At 66.8% G+C, this 20,032-nt stretch carries 14 protein-coding genes; 5 read left to right on the forward strand and 9 right to left on the reverse strand.

The genetic code is table 11. The features are described from left to right. Positions 1-23: 23 nt before the first annotated feature. From pdxH to AC3WMR_RS00205, 3 genes are all read right to left on the reverse strand, one after another. Positions 24-653, reverse strand: a complete 630-nt coding sequence (pdxH, locus tag AC3WMR_RS00195; RefSeq protein WP_175190774.1) for a pyridoxamine 5'-phosphate oxidase — start codon at positions 651-653, stop codon at positions 24-26. Positions 654-780: 127 nt separating this feature from the next. Then, entirely contained in the window at positions 781-1,443 is a 663-nt protein-coding gene (locus tag AC3WMR_RS00200; protein WP_492262200.1) for a gamma-glutamylcyclotransferase, read from the reverse strand. A 2-nt stretch (positions 1,444-1,445) separates the two neighbouring features. Next, entirely contained in the window at positions 1,446-2,654 is a 1,209-nt protein-coding gene (locus AC3WMR_RS00205) for an MFS transporter (RefSeq protein ID WP_492262201.1), read from the reverse strand. A 417-nt stretch (positions 2,655-3,071) separates the two neighbouring features. Between AC3WMR_RS00205 and AC3WMR_RS00210 the strand changes: the two genes are divergently transcribed. The 4 genes from AC3WMR_RS00210 to AC3WMR_RS00225 all read left to right on the forward strand — a co-directional run bounded on the left by AC3WMR_RS00210 (position 3,072) and on the right by AC3WMR_RS00225 (position 9,106). Continuing rightward, positions 3,072-4,253: an efflux RND transporter periplasmic adaptor subunit gene (locus AC3WMR_RS00210; RefSeq protein WP_492262202.1), complete on the forward strand. Its 1,182-nt coding sequence runs from the start codon at positions 3,072-3,074 to the stop codon at positions 4,251-4,253. Position 4,254: 1 nt separating this feature from the next. Beyond that, positions 4,255-6,213 carry a MacB family efflux pump subunit gene (locus AC3WMR_RS00215; RefSeq protein WP_492262203.1) on the forward strand — a complete coding sequence of 653 codons (1,959 nt, stop codon included), beginning with the start codon at positions 4,255-4,257 and terminating at the stop codon, positions 6,211-6,213. A gap of 5 nt (positions 6,214-6,218) precedes the next feature. Continuing rightward, the gene (locus AC3WMR_RS00220) at positions 6,219-7,640 is read left to right on the forward strand and encodes an efflux transporter outer membrane subunit (RefSeq protein ID WP_492262204.1); all 1,422 of its coding nucleotides are present in this window, start codon (positions 6,219-6,221) and stop codon (positions 7,638-7,640) included. A 635-nt stretch (positions 7,641-8,275) separates the two neighbouring features. Beyond that, positions 8,276-9,106, forward strand: coding sequence for a tRNA threonylcarbamoyladenosine dehydratase (locus AC3WMR_RS00225; RefSeq protein WP_199168079.1), 831 nt, complete (start codon positions 8,276-8,278; stop codon positions 9,104-9,106). 4 nt (positions 9,107-9,110) lie between these two features. Here AC3WMR_RS00225 and AC3WMR_RS00230 read toward each other — a convergent pair whose 3' ends face one another. Genes AC3WMR_RS00230 through AC3WMR_RS00240 form a run of 3 tightly spaced genes read right to left on the reverse strand, consistent with a single transcriptional unit; the run spans position 9,111 to position 11,150 of the window. Then, entirely contained in the window at positions 9,111-9,422 is a 312-nt protein-coding gene (locus AC3WMR_RS00230; RefSeq protein WP_492262205.1) for a non-heme iron oxygenase ferredoxin subunit, read from the reverse strand. 15 nt (positions 9,423-9,437) lie between these two features. Next, on the reverse strand, positions 9,438-9,911 hold the full coding sequence (locus AC3WMR_RS00235; protein ID WP_492262206.1) for an aromatic-ring-hydroxylating dioxygenase subunit beta: 474 nt from the start codon (positions 9,909-9,911) through the stop codon (positions 9,438-9,440). Between the two features lie 3 nt (positions 9,912-9,914). Then, a complete protein-coding gene (locus AC3WMR_RS00240; RefSeq protein ID WP_492262207.1) occupies positions 9,915-11,150 on the reverse strand; it encodes an aromatic ring-hydroxylating dioxygenase subunit alpha in 1,236 nt (411 codons plus the stop codon). 155 nt (positions 11,151-11,305) lie between these two features. Between AC3WMR_RS00240 and AC3WMR_RS00245 the strand changes: the two genes are divergently transcribed. Then, positions 11,306-12,208 carry a LysR family transcriptional regulator gene (locus AC3WMR_RS00245; RefSeq protein ID WP_492262208.1) on the forward strand — a complete coding sequence of 301 codons (903 nt, stop codon included), beginning with the start codon at positions 11,306-11,308 and terminating at the stop codon, positions 12,206-12,208. A gap of 24 nt (positions 12,209-12,232) precedes the next feature. On the opposite strand, the gene AC3WMR_RS00250 is transcribed toward AC3WMR_RS00245, so the two are convergent. From AC3WMR_RS00250 to uvrA, 3 genes are all read right to left on the reverse strand, one after another. Further along, the gene (locus AC3WMR_RS00250; RefSeq protein ID WP_492262209.1) at positions 12,233-12,865 is read right to left on the reverse strand and encodes an aminotransferase class IV family protein; all 633 of its coding nucleotides are present in this window, start codon (positions 12,863-12,865) and stop codon (positions 12,233-12,235) included. An 86-nt stretch (positions 12,866-12,951) separates the two neighbouring features. Continuing rightward, positions 12,952-14,088 carry an aminodeoxychorismate synthase component I gene (locus AC3WMR_RS00255; RefSeq protein WP_492262210.1) on the reverse strand — a complete coding sequence of 379 codons (1,137 nt, stop codon included), beginning with the start codon at positions 14,086-14,088 and terminating at the stop codon, positions 12,952-12,954. A gap of 8 nt (positions 14,089-14,096) precedes the next feature. Beyond that, positions 14,097-19,856, reverse strand: coding sequence for an excinuclease ABC subunit UvrA (gene uvrA, locus AC3WMR_RS00260; protein ID WP_492262211.1), 5,760 nt, complete (start codon positions 19,854-19,856; stop codon positions 14,097-14,099). Positions 19,857-20,032: the final 176 nt, after the last annotated feature.

Genomic DNA, 20,032 nt, shown 5'->3' on the forward strand with positions numbered 1-20,032 from the left:
GCCGGGAACGGCGCCCGGCGGCGTCAAGGCGACAGGCGTTCGATCTTCCAGCCTTGGCCGTCGGCGACATAGCGCAGGCGGTCGTGCAGGCGCGAGGGCCGGCCTTGCCAGAATTCCAGGGAAGTGGGCTTGAGGCGATAACCGCCCCAGTGCGGCGGGCGCGGCGGCTGGTCGCCGTAGCGCTCGCGGAATTCCAGTTCGCGGGCTTCGAGCTCGGCGCGGGTGATCGGCTGGCTCTGGCGCGAGGCCCAGGCGCCGATGCGCGAGCCGGCCGGGCGGCTGTGGTAGTAGGCGTCCGATTCCTCGGCCGCGACTTTTTCCACCACGCCCTCGATCCGCACCTGGCGTTCCAGCGGCTGCCAGAAGAACAGCAGGCAGGCGCGCGGCTCGGCGGCAAGGTCGGTGCCCTTGCGGGATTCGTAATTGGTGAAGAACGTGAAACCGTGCTCGTCGAACCCCTTGATGAGGACGATGCGCGCGCTGGGCTGGCCGTCGGCATCGACCGTGGCCAGGGTCATGGCGTTGGGCTCGGGGACCTTGGCGGCCAGGGCCTCGTCGAACCAGCGGGTGAATTGCTCGAACGGCGAGGCGGCGGCCTGGCTTTCCAGCAGCACGTTCTTGTCGTAGCTTTGACGCAGATCTGAGACAGACATGGGGCGTTTGATTCAGCGTTGATAACAAGCAGTTTATACCGCCGCTGGGATGCCCCCCTTATTGACCCCGCGCAGGGTCCGGGCAAGTTTCCGGTCCGCAGTAAGCCGATCCGGGGCGGTGGCCGCCCTAGGCGCCTTCGGGCAACGGCCGGCCGTCCTGTTCGAGGCGGCGGGCGATGGCCTCCAGGCGGGCGTCATGGATGCCGGCCGCGCGCAGCGCCTGGGCCGTTTGCACCACGTATTCGGTGCAGGGGCCGTAACGGCCGGCGGCGCGGCGCACGATGGCCAGCAGCTCGGGTTCGGGCAGGGCGCGGATGTACGCCGGATTGGCGCGGTTCATGACAAATACCAGCGCTTTGACGGTGCCGGCCTCGGTGGTGCAGTTGAGCCAGCGGGGCAGGTAGGCGCCAGTGGACATCTCCCGGTCCCACAGGGCCGGAAAATACGTCGGCACCTGGCCGCCCGCCAGGCGGTAGACCACGCCGCGGCACGAGCCGCCGCGGTCCAGGCCGAACACCAGGCCGGGGCATTCGGGCGTGCCACGGTTGACGCGCGACCACAGGCACAGGGCCCGGTGATGGCCATGCAAGGTGGCCAGGCGACGCTCTTCGAAATCGAAATCGGGGCGCCAGACCAGGGACCCGTACCCATATACCCAGACGTCCTCGCCGGCCTGCCAATGTTGCAGCGCAGTGGTCAGCGACGCCTGGCGTTCTTCGGGCGTCCACAGGCGAAAGGGCAGGCTGGCGCCGGCAATGCCGGCGGCGGAGGGAGGGGACTGCGTGTTCACGACTACGGTTTCCGGTCAGACTCGAGCGGGGGGTTGCGATTGGCCCAGCCTCCGGCCATCAGGGCCACGGAATAGGCCCAGAACAGCGGAGCGACGCCGATGACCGCACCCAGCGCGCCGAAGGTCAGCGGCAGGGACACCTGCGAACCGTTGATCAGCGCCATCCGCAGGCCCACGGCTTCGGCGGCGCGGCCCGGCGGCGAATGCTGGTGCAGCAGTGAAAGCATACTCGGTTGGCAGCACCCCAGCGCAAGCCCCAGGATGAACGACAGCACGATCAGGACGCTAACGTCGGTGAACAGCGGGTAAAGCATGAAGTCGATTGCGGCGGTGGCCATGGCCACGCGCACCAGCGTCCAAGACCGCACACGGCGCTGGATCAGCGGCAATACCAGGCGGATGATGAACGTTGCCGCCGCGAAGGACGCAAGAATGACGCCGATGGTGGTGGCGGACAGGCCGATCGCGATGCCGAAGATGGGCACGACGAACAGGTGGGTGTCCCAGGCGCCGGACAGAATGGTGTTGACCATCAGGATGCGGCGCAGCGCCGGCACGGCCAATAGCTCCGTCACGCGGCGGCGCTGGGCTTCCTTGGCGCCGGCCAGCAGCGAATCGACCGCCTTCAATTGGTGACGCAAGGTGTACAGCCCGGCCGCCGACAGCAGCGGACCCAGCGTCAGCAGGCCGAAGGCCAGCCGGGTGCCCAGGTGGTCGATCGCCAGGCCGGCGATCAATGGCCCCGAAAACCCCGATCCCGCCAGGGCCAGCGACATGTACGAGAAATTGCGCAGGCGCTGCGTGGGTTCGGCGTGACCCAGCAGATCCTGGGTGGCCACCTGGTCCAGCATGAAGCCGATGCCGATGGAACAGGACGCGATGAGCAGCGCGAACTGGGTTTGCGACACGAAGGGCAGCGCGGTGCCGATCACCACCAGCGTGGTCCCGGTGACCAGCGGGCGCACGATGCCGACCCGGTCGACCCAGCGGCCGGCGCGCACCGAAAACAGCATCGGCAGCACGGCAAACACGGCGATCAGCGTGCCCACCTTGAAAGTGGACAGGCCCATCTGCAGCGCCGTCAGGGATACGGTGATCCGTCCCCCAGTGAGCGCCACGTGGTTCAGCATGGCCAGCACGCACAACAGCGCCGCCCCGGAGAATTCCGGGGCGGCGTGATTTGAAGAGGGGGAAGGGGGCGAAGTAGGCACGGATACGACTTAACTGCATTCATTCTGTGCCTATCGTCGCGCTATGTCGAGGCGCGGTTTTTTTGCGCTGCGGCAATCGTGTTTCGGCGGTGGCGACAAGATAGGCGCCATCTATGGCCCAAGTCGGATAGGGTTGGGGCAAGATGGCGGCACGTTCGCCGCAAGGTCGGTTACACGGGTTGCATTAATGCGCTGCAACAGATGTATCGTTCACGCAACGGAACAATCATTCGATACGGCGGCCCAACGCTGGCCCGCTTTACCGTTTTTCACCCTTTCGCCACAGATTGGGCATCCTTTTGGCGCAAACCAGCGTTTAGGATGTGCAGGCAGTCTGGGCAAGCGCCGCCAGCCCTATCCGTTTTTAGTTATTCGAGTGGCGGGCCATGCCCTCGCCGCCCCATCCGAACTGGTTCAATGAAAAAGCCTCGCAGCAAAGTCCAGCGCTACGTCCTTATCGCCGTTGTTCTCCTGATCATTGCCTATGGCGTCCGGGCCGCCTTTTTCTCGGCCCCGCCGCCGCCCACCTTCGCCGTGGCGGAAGTCACGCGTGGCAACCTCGAAGACAGTGTGCTGGCCAGCGGCACGATGGACGCCATCGAACGCGTGAGCGTCGGCGCGCAGGCCACCGGCCAGCTCAAGTCGCTGAAGGTGGCGCTGGGCGACCGCGTCAAGAAGGGGCAGTTGGTCGCCGAGATCGACGACCTGACCCAGCAGAACGAACTGCGCAACGCCCAGGCCGCCTTGCAGACCCGCCGGGCCGAGCGCGCCGCCAAGGTCGCCACCCTGAAGCAGGCCGAACTGGCCTTCCGCCGGCAGCGCCAGATGCTGGCGGCCGACGCCAGCTCGCGCGAGGCCTATGAAACCGCCGAGGCCACGCTGGGCGTGACCCGCGCCGACATCTCGTCGCTGGACGCGCAGATCGTGCAGGCCGAAATCCAGGTGGACACCGCCAAGGTCAACCTGGGCTACACCCGCATCGTGTCGCCCATCGACGGCATCGTGGTCGCCGTGGTCACCAAGGAAGGCCAGACGGTGAACTCGTTCCAGAGCGCGCCCACCATCATCAAGGTTGCCCAGGTGGCCACCATGACCATCAAGGCGCAGATCTCCGAAGCCGACGTGACCCGGGTCAAGCCCGGCCTGCCGGTGTACTTCACCATCCTGGGCGAACCCGACCAGCGCTACCAGGCCACCCTGCGGGCGGTGGAACCGGCGCCCGAATCGATCCAGAAAGACGACGCCACCGCGTCCCTGACGTCGTCCGGCTCCAATTCCACCAGCGCCGCGGTGTACTACAACGGCCTGTTCGATGTGCCCAACCCCGAAGAAAAGTTGCGCATCTCCATGACGGCGCAGGTGTCCATCGTGCTGGGCGAGGCCCGCGACGCGGTGGTGGTGCCGGCCTCGGCCCTGGGCAAGCGCGGCGAAGACGGCCGCTATGCCGTGCGGGTGGTCGGCAAGAACAACCAGACCGAGACCCGCCAGGTCAAGATCGGCATGAACAACAACGTGCAGGCGCAGGTGCTGGAAGGCCTGGAAGCGGGCGAACGCGTGGTGTCGGCCGACGCCGCGCCGGTTGCCACTGCAGGACGCTGAGATGGCCGGACCGCTTATTTCGCTGGCCGGGGTCCGCCGCGAGTTTCCCGCGGGCGAGCAGACTATCGCCGTGCTCAAGGACATCAACCTGACCATCGAGGCCGGGGAAATGGTGGCCATCGTCGGCGCGTCGGGCTCGGGCAAGTCGACCCTGATGAACATCCTGGGCTGCCTGGACCGCCCCACCAGCGGCGACTACCGCGTGGACGGCCGCAGCACGGGCGAGCTCGACCCGGACGAACTGGCCGAGCTGCGCCGCGAACACTTCGGTTTCATTTTCCAGCGCTATCACCTGTTGTCCGACCTGACGGCGCAGGGCAACGTCGAGGTGCCGGCCGTCTATGCCGGCAAGCGCCGCGAGGCCCGGCTGGAACGCGCCGCCGAACTGTTGCGGCGCCTGGGCCTGGGCGACCGCACCGGCCATCGCCCCGGGCAGCTGTCGGGCGGCCAGCAGCAGCGGGTAAGTATTGCGCGCGCGCTGATGAACGGCGGCGACATCATCCTGGCGGACGAACCGACCGGCGCGCTGGACACGCACACGGGCCAGGAAGTGCTGCGCATCCTGGAAGAACTGAACGCGGCCGGCCACACCATCATCCTGGTCACGCACGACATGAACGTGGCGCGCCACGCGCAGCGCATCATCGAGATCAGCGACGGCGAAATCGTGTCGGACAAGCGCAACCCCGATGCACCGCGCGTGCTGGCCGAGCGCGAGGACGCCGCGCCGCTGCCGCCGCGACCGAACTGGCAGGCCTACCTGGACCGTTGCGGCGAGGCCCTGCGCATGGCGTTGTTGGCCATGAACGCGCATCGCCTGCGCACCTCGCTGACCATGCTGGGCATCATCATCGGCATCGCCGCGGTGGTGTCGGTGGTGGCGCTGGGCGAGGGCTCGCGCCAGAAGATCCTGGAAGACATCAGCGAGATCGGCACCAATACGGTCGAGGTGTTTCCGGGCAAGGACTTCGGCGACGAAAAGGCCGTCAACATCCGCACGCTGGTGCCAGCCGACGCCGACGCGCTGGCCCGGGAGTCGTACGTGGACAGCGTGACGCCGGAAGTCTCCACCAGCAGCACGCTGCGCTATCGCAACGTGGCGGTGAACGGTTCGATTCAGGGCGTGGGCGAGCAATATTTCCGGGTCCGCAACGTCAAGCTCGCGCAGGGCAAGTTCTTCGACGCCACCAGCGTGGCCCGCCGCGCGCAGGAAGTGGTGATCGACGAAAGCACCCGCAAGGCGCTGTTCGGCTCGCACACCGATGCCATCGGCCAGATCGTGTTCCTGGGCGCGATGCCCGCCCGCGTGATCGGCGTGACCAAGAAGAACGACACGGTCTTCGGCAACAACGAAACGCTGAACGTCTGGATTCCCTACACCACGGCGCTGTCGCGCGTGCTGGGCCAGCAACACCTGAAGAGCATCACGGTGCGCGTGAACGACGCGTCGCCGCCGGCCGCGGCCGAGCAGGCGATCACGCGGGTGCTGATGCGCCGCCACGTGGTGAAGGATTTCTTCGTGTTCAACACGGACGCGATCCGCAAGACGATCGAACGCACGACGGCGACGATGACGCTGCTGGTGTCGCTGATTGCGCTGATTTCGCTGATGGTGGGCGGCATCGGGGTGATGAACATCATGCTGGTGTCGGTCACCGAGCGCACCCGGGAAATCGGGGTGCGGATGGCGGTGGGCGCGCGCCGCAGCGACATCATGCAACAGTTCCTGATCGAGGCGGTGCTGGTGTGCCTGATTGGCGGGGCGGTGGGTATCGCGCTGTCGCTGGGCCTGGGTGTGCTGGTGGCGAAAGCCACGGGCGGCTCGTTCCGCATGATCTATTCGACGGCGTCGATGGTGGCGGCATTCACGTGCTCGACGCTGATCGGCGTGCTGTTCGGCTATTTACCGGCGCGCAATGCGGCGCGCCTGGATCCCGTCGAGGCCTTGGCCCGGGAATGAGGACGATGAAAGCAGTTTCCCTGATCTACAAACCCGCCGCGCTGGCCTTGGCGCTGGCCCTGTCGGGCTGTGGCGGCCTGCTCAAGACCGAGTACCAGGCGCCCGAGACGCGCGCCCCGGCGGCCTGGACCTATGCGTCCGATGCGGCAGCCCCGATGGCGCCGGCCGCGGCGCTGGCGGTGGGCGGGGCGTGGTGGCGCAATTTCAATGACCCGGTGTTGAACGGGCTGGTCGAAGGCGCGCTGGCGCGCAACAACGACCTGGCCGCGGCCGCGATCCGGGTGCGCCGCGCGCAATACCAGGCGGGCCTGGCGGAAGATCAGCTGATTCCGCAACTGACGGGCAACGCCAGCGTGACCCGCTCACGCAATTTCTACGGCGACCGCGCGATTACTCGCACTAACGGCACGGAGCTGTCGATCGGCTACGAGGTGGACCTGTGGGGCAAGCTGTCGCGCCAGCGCGATGCGGCCGACTGGGAGGCGCTGGCCAGCGAGCAGGACCGCCAGAGTTCGGCGCTGTCGCTGGTGGGCACGACGGCGACGCTGTATTGGCAGACGGCGTTCATCAATCAACGCATTGCGAGCAGCCTGGAAAGCATTGCGTATGCACGCCGGACGCAGGACCTGGTGCGGGCGCAATATGCGGCGGGCGGGGCGTCGGCGCTGGAGATGGCGGAAGCGGAGCAGACGGTGGCGAGCCAGCAGGCGGCGCACGCGCTGCTGGTGCAGCAACGTGTGGAATACGTGAATGCGTTGACGATTCTGTTCGACGGCCCGCCGGACCGCACGATGGCAGATCCGCCGCGGCTTCCGCAATATCCGTTGCCCGAGGCGCGGGCAGGCGTGCCGGCGGAGCTGCTGGGACGCCGGCCGGATCTGCGGGCGGCGGAACTTCGGCTGCGCGAGGCGCTGTCGAATGTGGACGCGGCGCGGGCAAGTTTCTATCCGACGCTGACGCTGACGGGCTCGTTGGGAACGAGCAGCCCGACGCTGTCGAACATTCTGCAAAATCCGGTGGGGGCGCTGACGACGGCGGTGACGCTGCCATTCTTGCAGTGGAACCGGCTGGGGCTGAATCTGAAAGTATCGCGCACGGAGTTCGATGAGTTGGTGGTGACGTTCAGGCAATCTCTTTATCAGGCGATGGCGGATGTGGAAAATGCGTTGTCGAATCGGACGCAGTTGCGGGTGCAGGGGGAGCAGCTTGAGGCTTCTTTGAAGGCGGCTCGGGAGGCTGAGCGGCTGTACGAAGTCCGGTATCGGGCAGGGTCTGTGTCGTTGCGGTTCTGGTTGGATGCGCAGGAGAAGCGGCGGGGGGCGGAGATTGCTCGGGATGAGAATGTGTTGAATCGGTTGGTGAATCAGGTGAAGGTTTATCAGGCGCTCGGTGGGGATGATTCTGTTGTTGCTACGAATGTGGAGTAGGTTTTCTACTTTTGTGGTTTTTGGTTTGATGGGATATTGTTGGTGGCGTGAGGGTGGCTCTTTGTAGGTCGCCCCTTGCGGCGGCGGCATGCGCAGTGGGCGCCCACGATTGCGGTCCGGAGCCTTCGCTCCGGACTGCCCCTTCGTCATTCTCGTCCGCCTTCGGCTCCCTTCGAATTCCCTCGGGCGCATCGAGGTTGCCCACTGCGCATGCCGCCGCCGCAAGGGGCTACGAGTGTCTGGGTTTGTTGTGCTGCTAGACCTGTGGTCGGGGAATGGAACTCACAGGGTCGCCAAGCCGCGGCCGCGCGGGCGGCCACGTTTGGCATTCGTGTGGCTGACTGTGTGGCGGTGGCGCTTCGCGCTGGTGGAGAGTTGTTTTCTAGTGGTTCGCACGTCGTGGGGGTGGGGCGGTGATGGGCGGCGCGAGCAGGCACTGGCTTGCGCATGCTGACTGTCTCGCGCGCCCGCCCATCGGGCGCTGCACATTCATGTTGAACGCCACGGCATCCGCGCCGATAGAAGGGCATGAGTGGGGGGCATGGCATTGGATTGCGCGGATGGTGGGTATTCCTCGCAAGGCCCTCCGCTTGGCCGGCATGGGGCGGGTTTGGCGGCCATATAAAATATCTTTCATGAACACCCTCGATTCCGTCGATCTCGACCGCCGCTTCTCCAGCCTGTCACGCCTGTACGGCCCCGACGCTCCCAGACGTTTTCAAGACGCGCACATTGCCGTTGCCGGCCTGGGTGGCGTTGGCTCGTGGACGGTGGAAGCGCTTGCGCGTTGCGGCATTGGGGCGTTGACCCTGATTGATCTGGACCATATTGCGGAGTCCAACGTCAATCGGCAGATTCATGCGCTGACGGATACCGTGGGGCAGTCCAAGGTGGATGCCATGGCCGAGCGGGTGTTGGGGATCAATCCGGCTTGCCGGTTGACGCGGGTGGATGACTTTGTGTCGCCTGAGAATGTGGGCGAGGTCTTGCCTGGGCCCTATACCGTCATCATTGACTGTACCGATCAGGCGGCGGCCAAGATTGCGATGATCTTGCATGCGCGGGCGTTGGGTGTGCCCATGTTGCTGTGTGGTGGAGCGGGGGGCAAGACGGATCCGCTGGCCCTGCGGGCAGGGGATCTGTCGGCGGCGGTCAATGATGCCTTGTTGTCCAAGTTGCGCAACAAGCTGCGGCGTGAGCATGGGTTTCCTCGGGCGTCGGACAAGAACGGCAAGGCCTTGAAGCGGGTGCCCAAGATGGGGGTGCATGCGTTGTGGTTCGATCAGCCGGCGATCTTGCCGGATGAATGGACGCGGGCGGGCGAGATGGAAGACGACATGGGGGTGGCCGCGCAAGCGGCTGCGCCGCAAGGGTTGTCTTGTGCGGGGTATGGGTCTGTCGTGACCGTGACGGCCGCCATGGGGATGGCGGCGGCCAATGAGGCCTTGCGCTTGGCGTTGGGCTGAGCTGCTACAGCGCCACGAACACCATGCCATTTTCGATTCTGACGGGGTAGGTTGCCAGGTTGTCGCGTAGCGGCGAACACAGCGCACGGCCGTCTCTGATGTCGAAGCGGCCCTGGTGCAGCGGGCATTCGATTTCGTGGCCGGTCAGGAAGCCGTCGCACAGGCGGGCGTTGCCGTGGGTACAGAGGTTGGCGGTGGCGTAGACGGTGCCTTCGACGCCGTAGAGCGCGATTTCGTGGTCGCCGGCTTGGACGGCGATGATGTCTTCTTCCGGTACGTCGGCCAGCGGGATGGCCTTGATCCATTGGGTTGTCATGGTGTGTCTGTTCTGTCAGATGGGATAGATCAACGAATTCGGGATCAGCTCGCTGTCGAAGATGCACAGTCTTGATTCGAATTTCAGGCCATCCGGGGTCTGGCGGATGACGTCCAGGTAGCGGCCTACGTTGAAGACGGTCGTCAGCTGGTTGGGCTTGGTGCGGAAGATGGCGTAGTTGGCTTCGGATTCGATCCGGTCGCCGACGGCCGACAGGACCCGGGGCGCGCCGACGACATGGCGCTGGTAGTAGGGGTCATGGAAGATCGTGTCGGTGGCGCCGTAGATGCGGTCGCGCAGCATGCCGCGGCTTTCGAAGGACATCGTGGCCAGGGGGTAGCCGCGCTCGTGGTTCTCGCGGGGCAGGACTTTGTAGGTGCAGTCTTCCAGGAAGAAGTCCGGCCACTGGTCCCATTGTTCGGCGTCCAGCACGGCGGCGTAGTCGGTGTACAGGCGGGTCAGCGCGTAATAGAGGGGAAAGTCCAGCATTTTTCAGGCCTCCGTTTCCATCACGCGGCGCCAGTAGGCGTACATGCCGCGGATCAGCGTTTCGGTCACCATGTGGTCGGTGTTCTCGGCGGTCTTGCCGCCCAGTTCGGCCACGCTGCGGTGCCAGGGCTTTTGCTGGAAGCCGGACTGCGAAAACTCGATCACCTCGCCGTCGTCCGCCGATACGAAACCGGCGGGGCCGAACAGGTTGGCCTGGCGCAGGCGGCGCTGGGTCATCTCGGGCGTGTCGTCGGCGAAGCCGAAGTGCGTCCAGACGAAATCGAAGGCGTCGTGGCCGACGGGCTGGATGTGGCGGGTCGACAGTGAATTGACCTGCTGCTGGATGATGACGCTGGGAAACAGCGTCATCAGCACCGCCGTGGGGCCGTTCCACCAGGGTTCGGGCACGATGTCCAGGAAGCGGTCGTCGTTCAGCGACATCTGTTCCTTGAAGCTGGATACGCCGCTGGTGACACTGCCCTTGCCGCCCTGGCCGCGCGTCGAGATCATGGCGGCGTGGCGGAAGTGGCGGTCCATCTTCAGTTCGGAGCGGTTGTCGGCCCGCCACAGGCCGAAGGTGACGAACCAGGTGTGGAGCAGGCCGGGGTGGTAGGGGTCCTTGATGTTCTCCTGCATCAGCTTCCAGTTGCCGGGGATGCGCTGGCGGCTGTAGCCATGGATCACCAATTGTCGGCCGTCGAAGACGCGGTCGAAGTAGTGCAGGATGTCGGGGCCCAGGTAGTCTTCCAGGGGTTCGACGGCGTGGTCGAACGAGGCGAAGACGACGCCGTTGCGACAGGCTACGGCCAGTTTGGTCAGGCCGTGTTCCTCGGGCTTGAAATCCGGCGGCATGCCGCCGTTGACGCGGCCGTCCTGCTTGACGCCGCGGCGAAAGGGCACGCCGATCAGGTTGCCCTGCAGGTCGTAATTCCACTGATGGTAGGGGCAGACGAATTCGCTGCGGTTGCCTGAGCGTTCGCGGCAGAACTGCACGCCGCGGTGCGCACAGACGTTTTCCACCACCCGCACCTGGCCGTCGTTGTCGCGCAGCAGGATGACGGAGCGCTCGCCCACGACGCTGCGCTTGAAGTCGCCGGGATGGGGGATTTCGGCTTCCAGGCCGACGTAGTTCCAGTGGCCTTGGTAGAAGAAGCGGTCCAGTTCCTTTTGATGCACGGCGGCGTCGGTGTAGACGCCGAAGGGAATGCGGTGGGTGCCGTCGGCCGGCCAGGCTTGCATGATTTGTCTCCTTCATCCGTGGCCGCCGTGCGGCCGGGCAGGGGCCACGCGACATGGGCGCGGCGTTTGTTGCATCTTCGACCCGGGCGTGAAATAAATAAATAGAATCTGGATTATGACAACAATCACCAAAATCAATATTGGTGGAGACAAGCATGAACCTGCAAGACATGGACCTGAACCTGCTGGTCGTCTTCAACGAGTTATGCAAGCACGGCCGGGTGTCGACGGTGGCGCGCAACCTGGGCATTTCGCAGCCTGGGGTCAGCAACGCGCTGGGCCGGTTGCGCAAGCTGCTGGGCGACGAGCTGTTCCTGCGGACCTCGCGCGGCATGGTGCCCACGCCGTATGCCGAGGCGCTGGCGCAGCCCATCGCCGATGCGCTGGGCGCCTTGCACGGCACGCTGAATGCGCGGACCTCGTTTGATCCGGCGCAGAGCGAAAGGGCCTTCGTCATAGGGGTCAACGACGTGGGTGAAACCTATTTTCTGCCGCGGCTGATGCGGGCGCTGGATGCGGCGGCGCCGGGCGTCACCATCCGTACCGTGCGCACGACGTCGATCGACGTGAAGGACGAAATGGAACGCGGCCGCATCGACCTGGCGATGGGATTCTTGCCGGGGCTGAAGCAGGGCTTCTTTCAGCGGCGCTTGTTCCGCCAGCCCTATGTGTGCATCTTCCGGCAGGACCATCCGCTGGCGCACGGCGGCGTGTCGGCGCGGCAGTTCCGCGCGGCCGAGCACGTGGCCATCGTGTCCGAAGGCACCGGGCACGGCGTGGTGGACCAGGTCATCGAGCGGGCAGGCATCCGCCGCCGCCTGCGGTTGACGGTGCCCCATTTCATGGCGGTGGGGCCGGTGCTGCAGACCACCGACATGATCGCGGTGGTGCCGCAGCGCTTCGCAGACTGCGCCTGCAGGCCGTTCGGCCTGGCCACCGCGCCCTGTCCGGTGAAGATCCCGGAGTCCGTCATCAACGTGTTCTGGCACGCGCGCAACCACCGCGAGCCAGCCAATCAATGGCTGCGGCAGGTGGTGGTGGAGCAGTTCGCGGATTAGGGCCAATTGACGCGCCCCGCGGCGTCAGGCTTCGCGCAGCGTCACGTCGAACCAACCGCGCAGGGCGTTGGACAGGCGGATCTCGTCGGCGGCGTGCAGGTCGGCCAGGGTCAGCACCCGTTCGGTCACGTTGCCGTTATCCAACAATTCGCCGCGTTGCACGCCGGGCAGGCAGCCGCTGTCCACCGGCGGGGTGTACCAGTCGCCGTCCAGCCGCAGGTAGACGTTGCTGCGGCTGCCCTCGCACAGCTCGCCGCGCTCGTTCAGGTAGACCAGGTCGAAAATATGCGGATGCGCGGGCAGCCATTCGATGGTCTTGGTGTACCAGGGCCGGTAGGTGGTCTTGTAGCGCAAGAGCGGTTCGGACGAGCGCAGCGCCTCGGGTGCCAGCATGATCTCCTGCACGGCGGGCAGGGGCGGCAGCACGGCCGTCTGGATGTGGCGGCTGCCGTCGCGCGCGACCAGCAGGCGCAGGCGGTGCGCGCCCGGCGTGACCAGGCTGAGCGCCGCGATCATGATGTCGCTTTCGACCTTGCGCCCGCCCCAGGTGTAGCCCAGCGCCTTGCAGGACTGTTCCAGCCGTTGCAGATGGCGCGTCAAGAGCGGCACGCGGCGCTCGGCATCGACCAGGATGGTCTCGATCAGTTCGGGTTGCATGGGGGCTCCTGGGTAACGGCGGATAGCGGCGGACAGCGGCGGGCGGGGCCGCGCTCTATCCTACTCTGCCCGCGTCGCTTGCGCATTCAGGCGCGCAAGATGCGGGCCTTCCAGTGGCATTCCTGCCATTCCTCGGCGGGGTCCGAATCGTGGACGATGCCGCCGCCCACGCTGTAGACCCCGTGGCCCGCGGCATCCAGCACCAGCGTGCGGATCGCCACGTTCAGCGAAAAATCGCCGTCCGGCGCCAGCCAGCCGATGCTGCCGCAGTACAGGCCGCGCGGCGCCGCTTCCATCTGGCGGATGCGGCGCATGGCGGCCACCTTGGGCGCGCCGGTGATCGAGCCGCACGGGAACAGCGCGCGCAGCACGTCTTCCAGCGTGGCGCCGGGGGCCTGGGCCGACACGGTCGACGTCATGGTCCAGACGGTGGGATAGCGTTCCAGCGAGAACAGGGCATCGACCTTGACCGAACCCGGCTCGGCCAGGCGGCCCAGGTCGTTGCGCAGCAGGTCGACGATCATCAGGTTTTCGGCGCGGTTCTTGTCGCTGGCCAGCAGCGCCTGGCCCAGCCGGGCGTCTTCGGCCGGGTCGGCGTGGCGCGGCGCCGTGCCTTTCATGGGCCGGGTGGTCAGCTGCGGGCCGCGGCGGGCCACGAACAATTCGGGCGAAAACGACAGCACCGTGCGTGCGCCGTCCTGGATGAAGGCGGCGTGCGCGACGGGATTGCGCGCGGCGATGCGGCGGTACAGCGTGGCCGCGTCGCCCTGGTATTGCAGGTCCAGCGGCTGGGTGTAGTTGACCTGGTAGAGCTCGCCGTCGGCGATCAGGCCGCGTATGGCGTCGATCTGGCGCACGTAGTCGGCTTCCAGCATGCGCGGCGCCGGAATGCTGAGGGCGGCGGGGGCGCTGTCGGCCGCGGGGGCGTCCCACGGCGTTTCGTCGGTCTTGTGTTCGAACACCAGCGCGGTCAGGCGCGCCGCGCCGTCGTCGCGCGGCGGCGTCCAGGGGCCGGCGGGCGCGGGCCGGGTAGCCTCGGGCAGCAGCCATTCCCCCAGTTCGTAATCCAGCAGCAGGGCCACCCAATGGCCCTGGCGGCGGGCCGCGTCGATGGCGGCCAGCGCGGGGCCGACCTCGGCCGCCGCGCGCGCCTCGATACGGGCCAGCAGGCCGTCCAGCCGCAGGGCGCGGCCGGCCAGCCGGTCTTCAAAACGACAATGCATGACGCTCTTTATTGTTGTGCGAGGAACTCCGCCAGGACCCGTCCGGTGTGCGATTGGGCGCTTTGGGCCATGACGTGTTCCGGCGATCCCTGGCCCACCAGCTTGCCGCCGCCCGTGCCGCCTTCGGGGCCCAGGTCCAGCAGCCAGTCGGCTTCGGCGATGACGTCGAGATTATGCTCGATGACCACCACGGTGTTGCCGGCTTCGACCAGGCGATGCAGCACGTGGATCAGCTTTTCCACGTCGGCCATCGACAGGCCCACCGTCGGTTCGTCCAGCACGTACAGCGTGTGAGGAATGCGCGAGGCGCGGCCGGTCTTGATCAGGCCGTCGGTCAGGCGCGCCTTGGACAGCTCGGTCACCAGCTTGATGCGCTGGGCCTCGCCGCCGGACAGCGTGGGCGACGGCTGCCCCAGCGTCAGGTAGCCCAGGCCGACGTCCTGCATCAGTTGCAGGGGGCGGTGGATCTTCGGGTGCGCCGCGAAATAGCCGATGGCGTCGTCCACTTCCATGGCCAGCAATTCGCCTGCGTTCTTGCCGCGCATCTGCACGCTGAGCGTGTCGTTGTTGAAGCGCGCGCCGTTGCAGGCATCGCACGGCACCTTCACGTCGGGCAGGAAGTTCATTTCGATGGTGCGCATGCCCTGGCCTTCGCAGATCGGGCAGCGGCCGTCGCCGGTATTGAACGAGAAGCGCGCCGCCGTCCAGCCGCGCATGCGGGCCTCGCGGGTATCGGCGAATTGCTTGCGCACGTCGTCCCAGAACCCGACGTAGGTGGCCGGGCACGAGCGCGGCGTCTTGCCGATGGGGGTCTGGTCCACTTCCAGCACGCGGTCGATCGCTTCCCAGCCCTTGATGCTTTCGCAGCCGGCCCAGCCGGGCGCCTTGCCCTGCGAGACGGCCTGCATCAGGTTGTCCAGCAGCACTTCGCGCGCCAGGGTCGACTTGCCCGAGCCCGACACGCCGGTGACGACGCTCAAGCGGCCCACCGGGATCTTGGCGTCGACGCTGCGCAGGTTGTGCAGGCGCGCGCCCTTGATTTCGATCATGGGCGTGTCGGCCTCGACCGGGCGGCGGCCCTGCAGCGGATGCTGCAGCGGCTTGGCCAGGTAGCGGCCAGTGACGGATTCGGGGGCGTCGATCAGGTCCTGTGCGGTGCCCTGGGCGACCACGCGGCCGCCGCGGATGCCGGCGCCGGGGCCGATGTCGATGATGTGCGAGGCGCGGCGGATGGTGTCGTCATCGTGCTCGACCACCACCAGCGTGTTGCCGTTGCCTTCCAGGCGCGCCAGCGCGTCCAGCAGGATGCGGTTGTCGCGCGGGTGCAGGCCGATGGTGGGTTCGTCAAGCACGTAGCAGACGCCCTGCAGGTTGGACCCCAGCTGCGCCGCCAGGCGGATGCGCTGCGCTTCGCCGCCCGACAGCGTCGGCGCGGCGCGGTCCAGCGCCAGGTAGTTCAGGCCCACTTCCTGCATGAAATTCAGGCGGCCGCGAATTTCGGTCAGGATGTCGCGGGCGATCTCGCCTTCGCGGCCGCGCGCCACGAGGCCCGTAAAGAAGGTATGCGCGTCCGACACCGGCAGCGAGGCCAGTTCGGCGATGGATTTGTCGCGCCAGCGCACCGCGCGGGCGACCCGGTTCAGGCGCTGGCCGTCGCACTGGGTGCAGGCCTTGGCCTCGCCTTCGTACCAGGCGTTCCAGGCGGTTTCCTCGCCGGTCTGTTCTTCGTCGAAGCCTTGCAGTTGCAGGCCGGTGCCGAAGCAGCCGGTGCACCAGCCGTGCTTGGAGTTGTACGAGAACAGGCGCGGATCGGGTTCGGGGAAGCTGGTGCCGCAAGACGGGCAGGCGCGCTTGACCGAGAAGTGCTGCTGCTGCAATTCGCTGTTCAGCGCTTCGTGCAGCTTGTTCACGGGCCACACCACCGACATCACGCCCTGGCCGTTTTCCAATGCGCTCTTGACCGCGGCGCGCAGGTCGGCCTCGTTGGCGGGGTCCACCACCACGTCGGCCACCGGCAGTTCGATGGTGTGTTCCTTGTAGCGGTCCAGGCGCGGCCACGGCGCGACGGCAATGAATTCGCCGTCGACGCGCAGGTGCGTGTGGCCTTTGGACCCGGCCCACTTGGCCAGGTCGGTGTAGTAGCCCTTGCGCGCGGTGACCAGCGGCGCCAGGAGGCCGATGTGCTCGCCCTTGTGGTCGCGCAGCAGGCGCGCCACGATCTGGTCGGCATTCTGCGGTTCCACCGCCACGTTGCAGTCGGGGCAGTATTGCGTGCCCAGTTTCACGTACAGCAGGCGCAGGAAGTGATGGATCTCGGTCATCGTGGCCACGGTCGACTTGCGGCCGCCGCGGCTGGTGCGCTGTTCGATCGCCACCGTGGGCGGAATGCCGAAGATGGCGTCCACGTCCGGCTTGCCGGCCGGCTGCACGATGGCGCGGGCGTAGGCGTTGAGCGATTCCAGGTAGCGGCGCTGGCCTTCGTTGAACAGGATGTCGAAGGCCAGGGTCGACTTGCCCGAACCCGACACGCCGGTGATCACCGTGAACTTGTCGCGCGGAATCTCGACGCTGATGTTCTTCAGGTTGTGCTCGCGCGCGTTGCGGATCTCGATGGACATGTTGTCCTGGCGGCGCTTGCGCATCACCGACTGCAGCGGCGTGCCTTCGCCGGCGCCATAGGCGGCGGCCGGTTCGGCGATGCGGGCGGTCAGGCCGGCTTGCTCGACTTCTTGCGCGTCGGCGTCGCTGGTCACCACCACATCGGCCGGCAGGATGCTCACTTCGTAGTCGCGCAGCGCCGCGCCGGTGTGCGAGGCGGGGTTGGCCATCAGGTCCTGCGGCGTGCCCACGCCCAGCACCAGGCCGCCGGCGTCGCCGCCTTCGGGGCCCAGGTCGATCAGCCAGTCGGCCGCGCGGATGACGTCCAGGTTGTGCTCGATGACCAGCAGCGTGTGGCCGGCGGCCAGCAGCTTGCGGAAGGCGCGCATCAGGCGCGCCACGTCGTCGAAGTGCAGGCCGGTGGTGGGTTCGTCGAACAGGAACAGGCTGCCCTTCTTGGCGACCTTGGCCGTCGAGATGCCGCTGCGCGCGGCCTCGGCCAGATGGCCGGCCAGCTTGAGCCGCTGGGCCTCGCCGCCCGACAGCGTCGGCACGGGTTGCCCCAGCCGCACGTATTCCAGGCCGACGTCGGCCAGCGGCGCCAGGCCTGTCTGCACGTCGCGCAGGCCCTTGAAGAATTCCAGCGCCTCGCTGACGGTCATCTCCAGCACCTCGTCGATCGAGGCGCTCTTGCCCAGGTGCTCGACGCGCACTTCCAGCACTTCGGGGCGGAAGCGCTTGCCGTCGCAGTCGGGGCAGCGCAGGTAGACGTCGGACAGGAACTGCATTTCGACGTGTTCGAAGCCGGTGCCGCCGCAAGTGGGGCAGCGGCCGTCGCCGCCGTTGAAGCTGAAGGTGCCCGCGGTGTAGGCGCGTTCACGCGCCAGCGGCGCCTGGGCGAACAGCTTGCGGATCGCGTCGAACGCGCCCACGTAGCTGGCCGGGTTGGACCGCGCGGTCTTGCCGATGGGGGTCTGGTCCACCATCACGACGTCGGCGATCTGCTCGGCGCCCAGCAGGCGCTCGAACGCCCCCGGCGCTTCGGACGGCTTGCCTTTCTGCTTGAGCAGGGCGGGGTACAGCACGTCCTGCACCAGCGTGGACTTGCCCGAGCCGGACACGCCGGTCACGCAGACCAGCCGGCCCAGCGGCAGTTCGACCGAGACGTTCTTCAGGTTGTGCGCGCTGACGCCTTCGAGCAGCAGGCGTGGCGTGTTGGCCGCGACCGGCATGGGGCGTGGCGCTTCGACGCGCTGGCGGCCGCCCAGGTAGTTGCCCGTCAGCGTGTTGGCCGCGCGCAATTGCGCGGGCGTGCCGTCGAACACGATGTTGCCGCCGCGCTCGCCCGGGCCGGGGCCGATGTCGATGATGCGGTCGGCGGCCACCATGACCTGCGGATCGTGTTCCACCACCACCAGCGTGTTGCCGGCGTTGCGCAGCCGGTGCATCACTTCGACCACGCGGTGCATGTCGCGCGGGTGCAGGCCGATGGATGGCTCGTCCAGCACGAACAGCGTGTTCACCAGCGACGTGCCCAGCGCGGTGGTCAGGTTGATGCGCTGCACCTCGCCGCCGGACAGCGTGCGGCTCTGGCGGTCCAGCGTCAGGTAGCCCAGGCCGACATCGCACAGGAACTTCAGGCGAGCGCGCACTTCGGTCATGAGCAGATCGGTGGCCGCGTCCAGCGCGCCGGAGAACGACAGCTTGTCGAAGAAGGTGCGCACGCGCTCGATGGGCAGCAGCATGACGTCATGCACCGACAGGCCGTCCATGGCGTCCAGCTGCGGCCGCGTCCAGTTGGCGCCCACCGGCATGAAACGCTTGTAGCGGCCGTCGTCGGGCGGCAGCACGGCATCGGCTTCCTCCTTGGTCCCCAGGCGCCACAGCAGCGCGTCGGGCTTCAGGCGCGCGCCATTGCAGGTGGGGCAGGGCGTGTAGCTGCGGTATTTCGACAGCAGCACGCGCACGTGCATCTTGTACGACTTGGTCTCGAGCCAATCGAAAAAGCGCTGCACGCCGTACCACTGGTGCTTCCAGGCGTCGTTGCCACCCTTCCAGTCGGGCGTGCCGTAGAGCACCCAGCGCTTGTGCTCTTCGCTCATGCTCTTCCAGGGCACCCCCAGCGGGATGCCGGCGCGCGGCGCGTACTTCTGCAGCTCGTCCTGGCATTCCTTGTACGACGGCGTGGTCCAGGGCTTGATGGCGCCTTCCAGCAGGGTCTTGTTTTCGTCGGGGATGACCAGGCCGAAGTCGATGCCGATCACGCGGCCAAAGCCGCGGCAGGCCTCGCAGGCGCCCAGCGGCGAATTGAACGAGAAGCTGCTGGGCAGCGGGTCGGTGTATTCGATGTTGCAGTCGGCGCAGTGCAGGCGGTCGCTGTATTTCCAGATGTGCGCATCGGCACCCTCGGCGTCCATCACGTACACCGCCAGGTGGCCGGCGCCCATGCGCAGGGCGGTGTCCAGCGCTTCCATTACGCGTTCGCGTTCGGTGCCGGCAAAGCGGAAACGGTCCTGTATGACATGCAGGATGCGGCGCTCGTCGGTATCGGCCTTTGCCTTGCCTTTGCCCTTCTTGGCGCCCTTGGCCGCGGCGGTGGCGCGCGGCACGGCGGTTTCCTCGGCGTGCACGCGGGTGTAGCCCTGCTGCTCCAGGAAGCCGCGCACTTCGTCTTCGGTGAAGTTGGCCGGCACCGCGATGGGGAAGGTCACCACCAGGCGCGGATCGCCGGCCACGGCCGAGCGTTCGGCCAGCGAGTGGTAGATGGAATCGGGCGTGTCGCGCCGCACCACCTTGCCGCAGCCGCGGCAGTGCAGCCGGGCGCCGCGCGCGAACAGCAGCTTCACGTGGTCGTTCAGCTCGGTCATCGTGCCGACCGTGCTGCGCGAGCTGCGCACCGGATTGGTCTGGTCGATGGCGATGGCCGGCAAAATGCCTTCGATGCGGTCCACCTGCGGCTTGTCCATGCGGTCCAGGAACTGGCGCGCATAGGGCGAGAAGGTTTCCACGTAGCGGCGCTGTCCCTCGGCGTACAGCGTGTCGAAGGCCAGCGAACTTTTGCCGGACCCCGATACGCCGGTCACGACAACCAATTCGCCGGTGGCGATGGTCAGGTCCAGGTTCTTGAGATTGTTCTGGCGGGCGCCAACGATGCGGATTTGGGAGCTCATGGACGGTATCGTAGCCTGAGGGAGGGGGCCGCCGGGGCGACGAGCGGTCGCTGGTTCCGGGCGCGGCGATGTGGAATAATTGCCTATATAGTGAGGCATGAGTCCACAATGTGGTCACTCACTGTGATCAATCACGCGCTCAGCTGCTGTACAAATAAACAGTATCGCAGATTCGT

This window comes from Achromobacter sp. FW305-C-28 (assembly GCF_058783235.1).

Excerpts from the sequence above, each read along its gene's own strand:
- pdxH (WP_175190774.1), bottom strand. The coding sequence starts at position 653 with ATGTCTGTCTCAGATCTGCGTCAAAGCTACGACAAGAACGTGCTGCTG.
- AC3WMR_RS00210 (WP_492262202.1), top strand. The coding sequence starts at position 3,072 with ATGAAAAAGCCTCGCAGCAAAGTCCAGCGCTACGTCCTTATCGCCGTT.
- AC3WMR_RS00215 (WP_492262203.1), top strand. The coding sequence starts at position 4,255 with ATGGCCGGACCGCTTATTTCGCTGGCCGGGGTCCGCCGCGAGTTTCCC.
- AC3WMR_RS00220 (WP_492262204.1), top strand. The coding sequence starts at position 6,219 with ATGAAAGCAGTTTCCCTGATCTACAAACCCGCCGCGCTGGCCTTGGCG.
- AC3WMR_RS00225 (WP_199168079.1), top strand. The coding sequence starts at position 8,276 with ATGAACACCCTCGATTCCGTCGATCTCGACCGCCGCTTCTCCAGCCTG.
- AC3WMR_RS00230 (WP_492262205.1), bottom strand. The coding sequence starts at position 9,422 with ATGACAACCCAATGGATCAAGGCCATCCCGCTGGCCGACGTACCGGAA.
- AC3WMR_RS00235 (WP_492262206.1), bottom strand. The coding sequence starts at position 9,911 with ATGCTGGACTTTCCCCTCTATTACGCGCTGACCCGCCTGTACACCGAC.
- AC3WMR_RS00240 (WP_492262207.1), bottom strand. The coding sequence starts at position 11,150 with ATGCAAGCCTGGCCGGCCGACGGCACCCACCGCATTCCCTTCGGCGTC.
- AC3WMR_RS00245 (WP_492262208.1), top strand. The coding sequence starts at position 11,306 with ATGAACCTGCAAGACATGGACCTGAACCTGCTGGTCGTCTTCAACGAG.
- AC3WMR_RS00250 (WP_492262209.1), bottom strand. The coding sequence starts at position 12,865 with ATGCAACCCGAACTGATCGAGACCATCCTGGTCGATGCCGAGCGCCGC.
- AC3WMR_RS00255 (WP_492262210.1), bottom strand. The coding sequence starts at position 14,088 with ATGCATTGTCGTTTTGAAGACCGGCTGGCCGGCCGCGCCCTGCGGCTG.
- uvrA (WP_492262211.1), bottom strand. The coding sequence starts at position 19,856 with ATGAGCTCCCAAATCCGCATCGTTGGCGCCCGCCAGAACAATCTCAAG.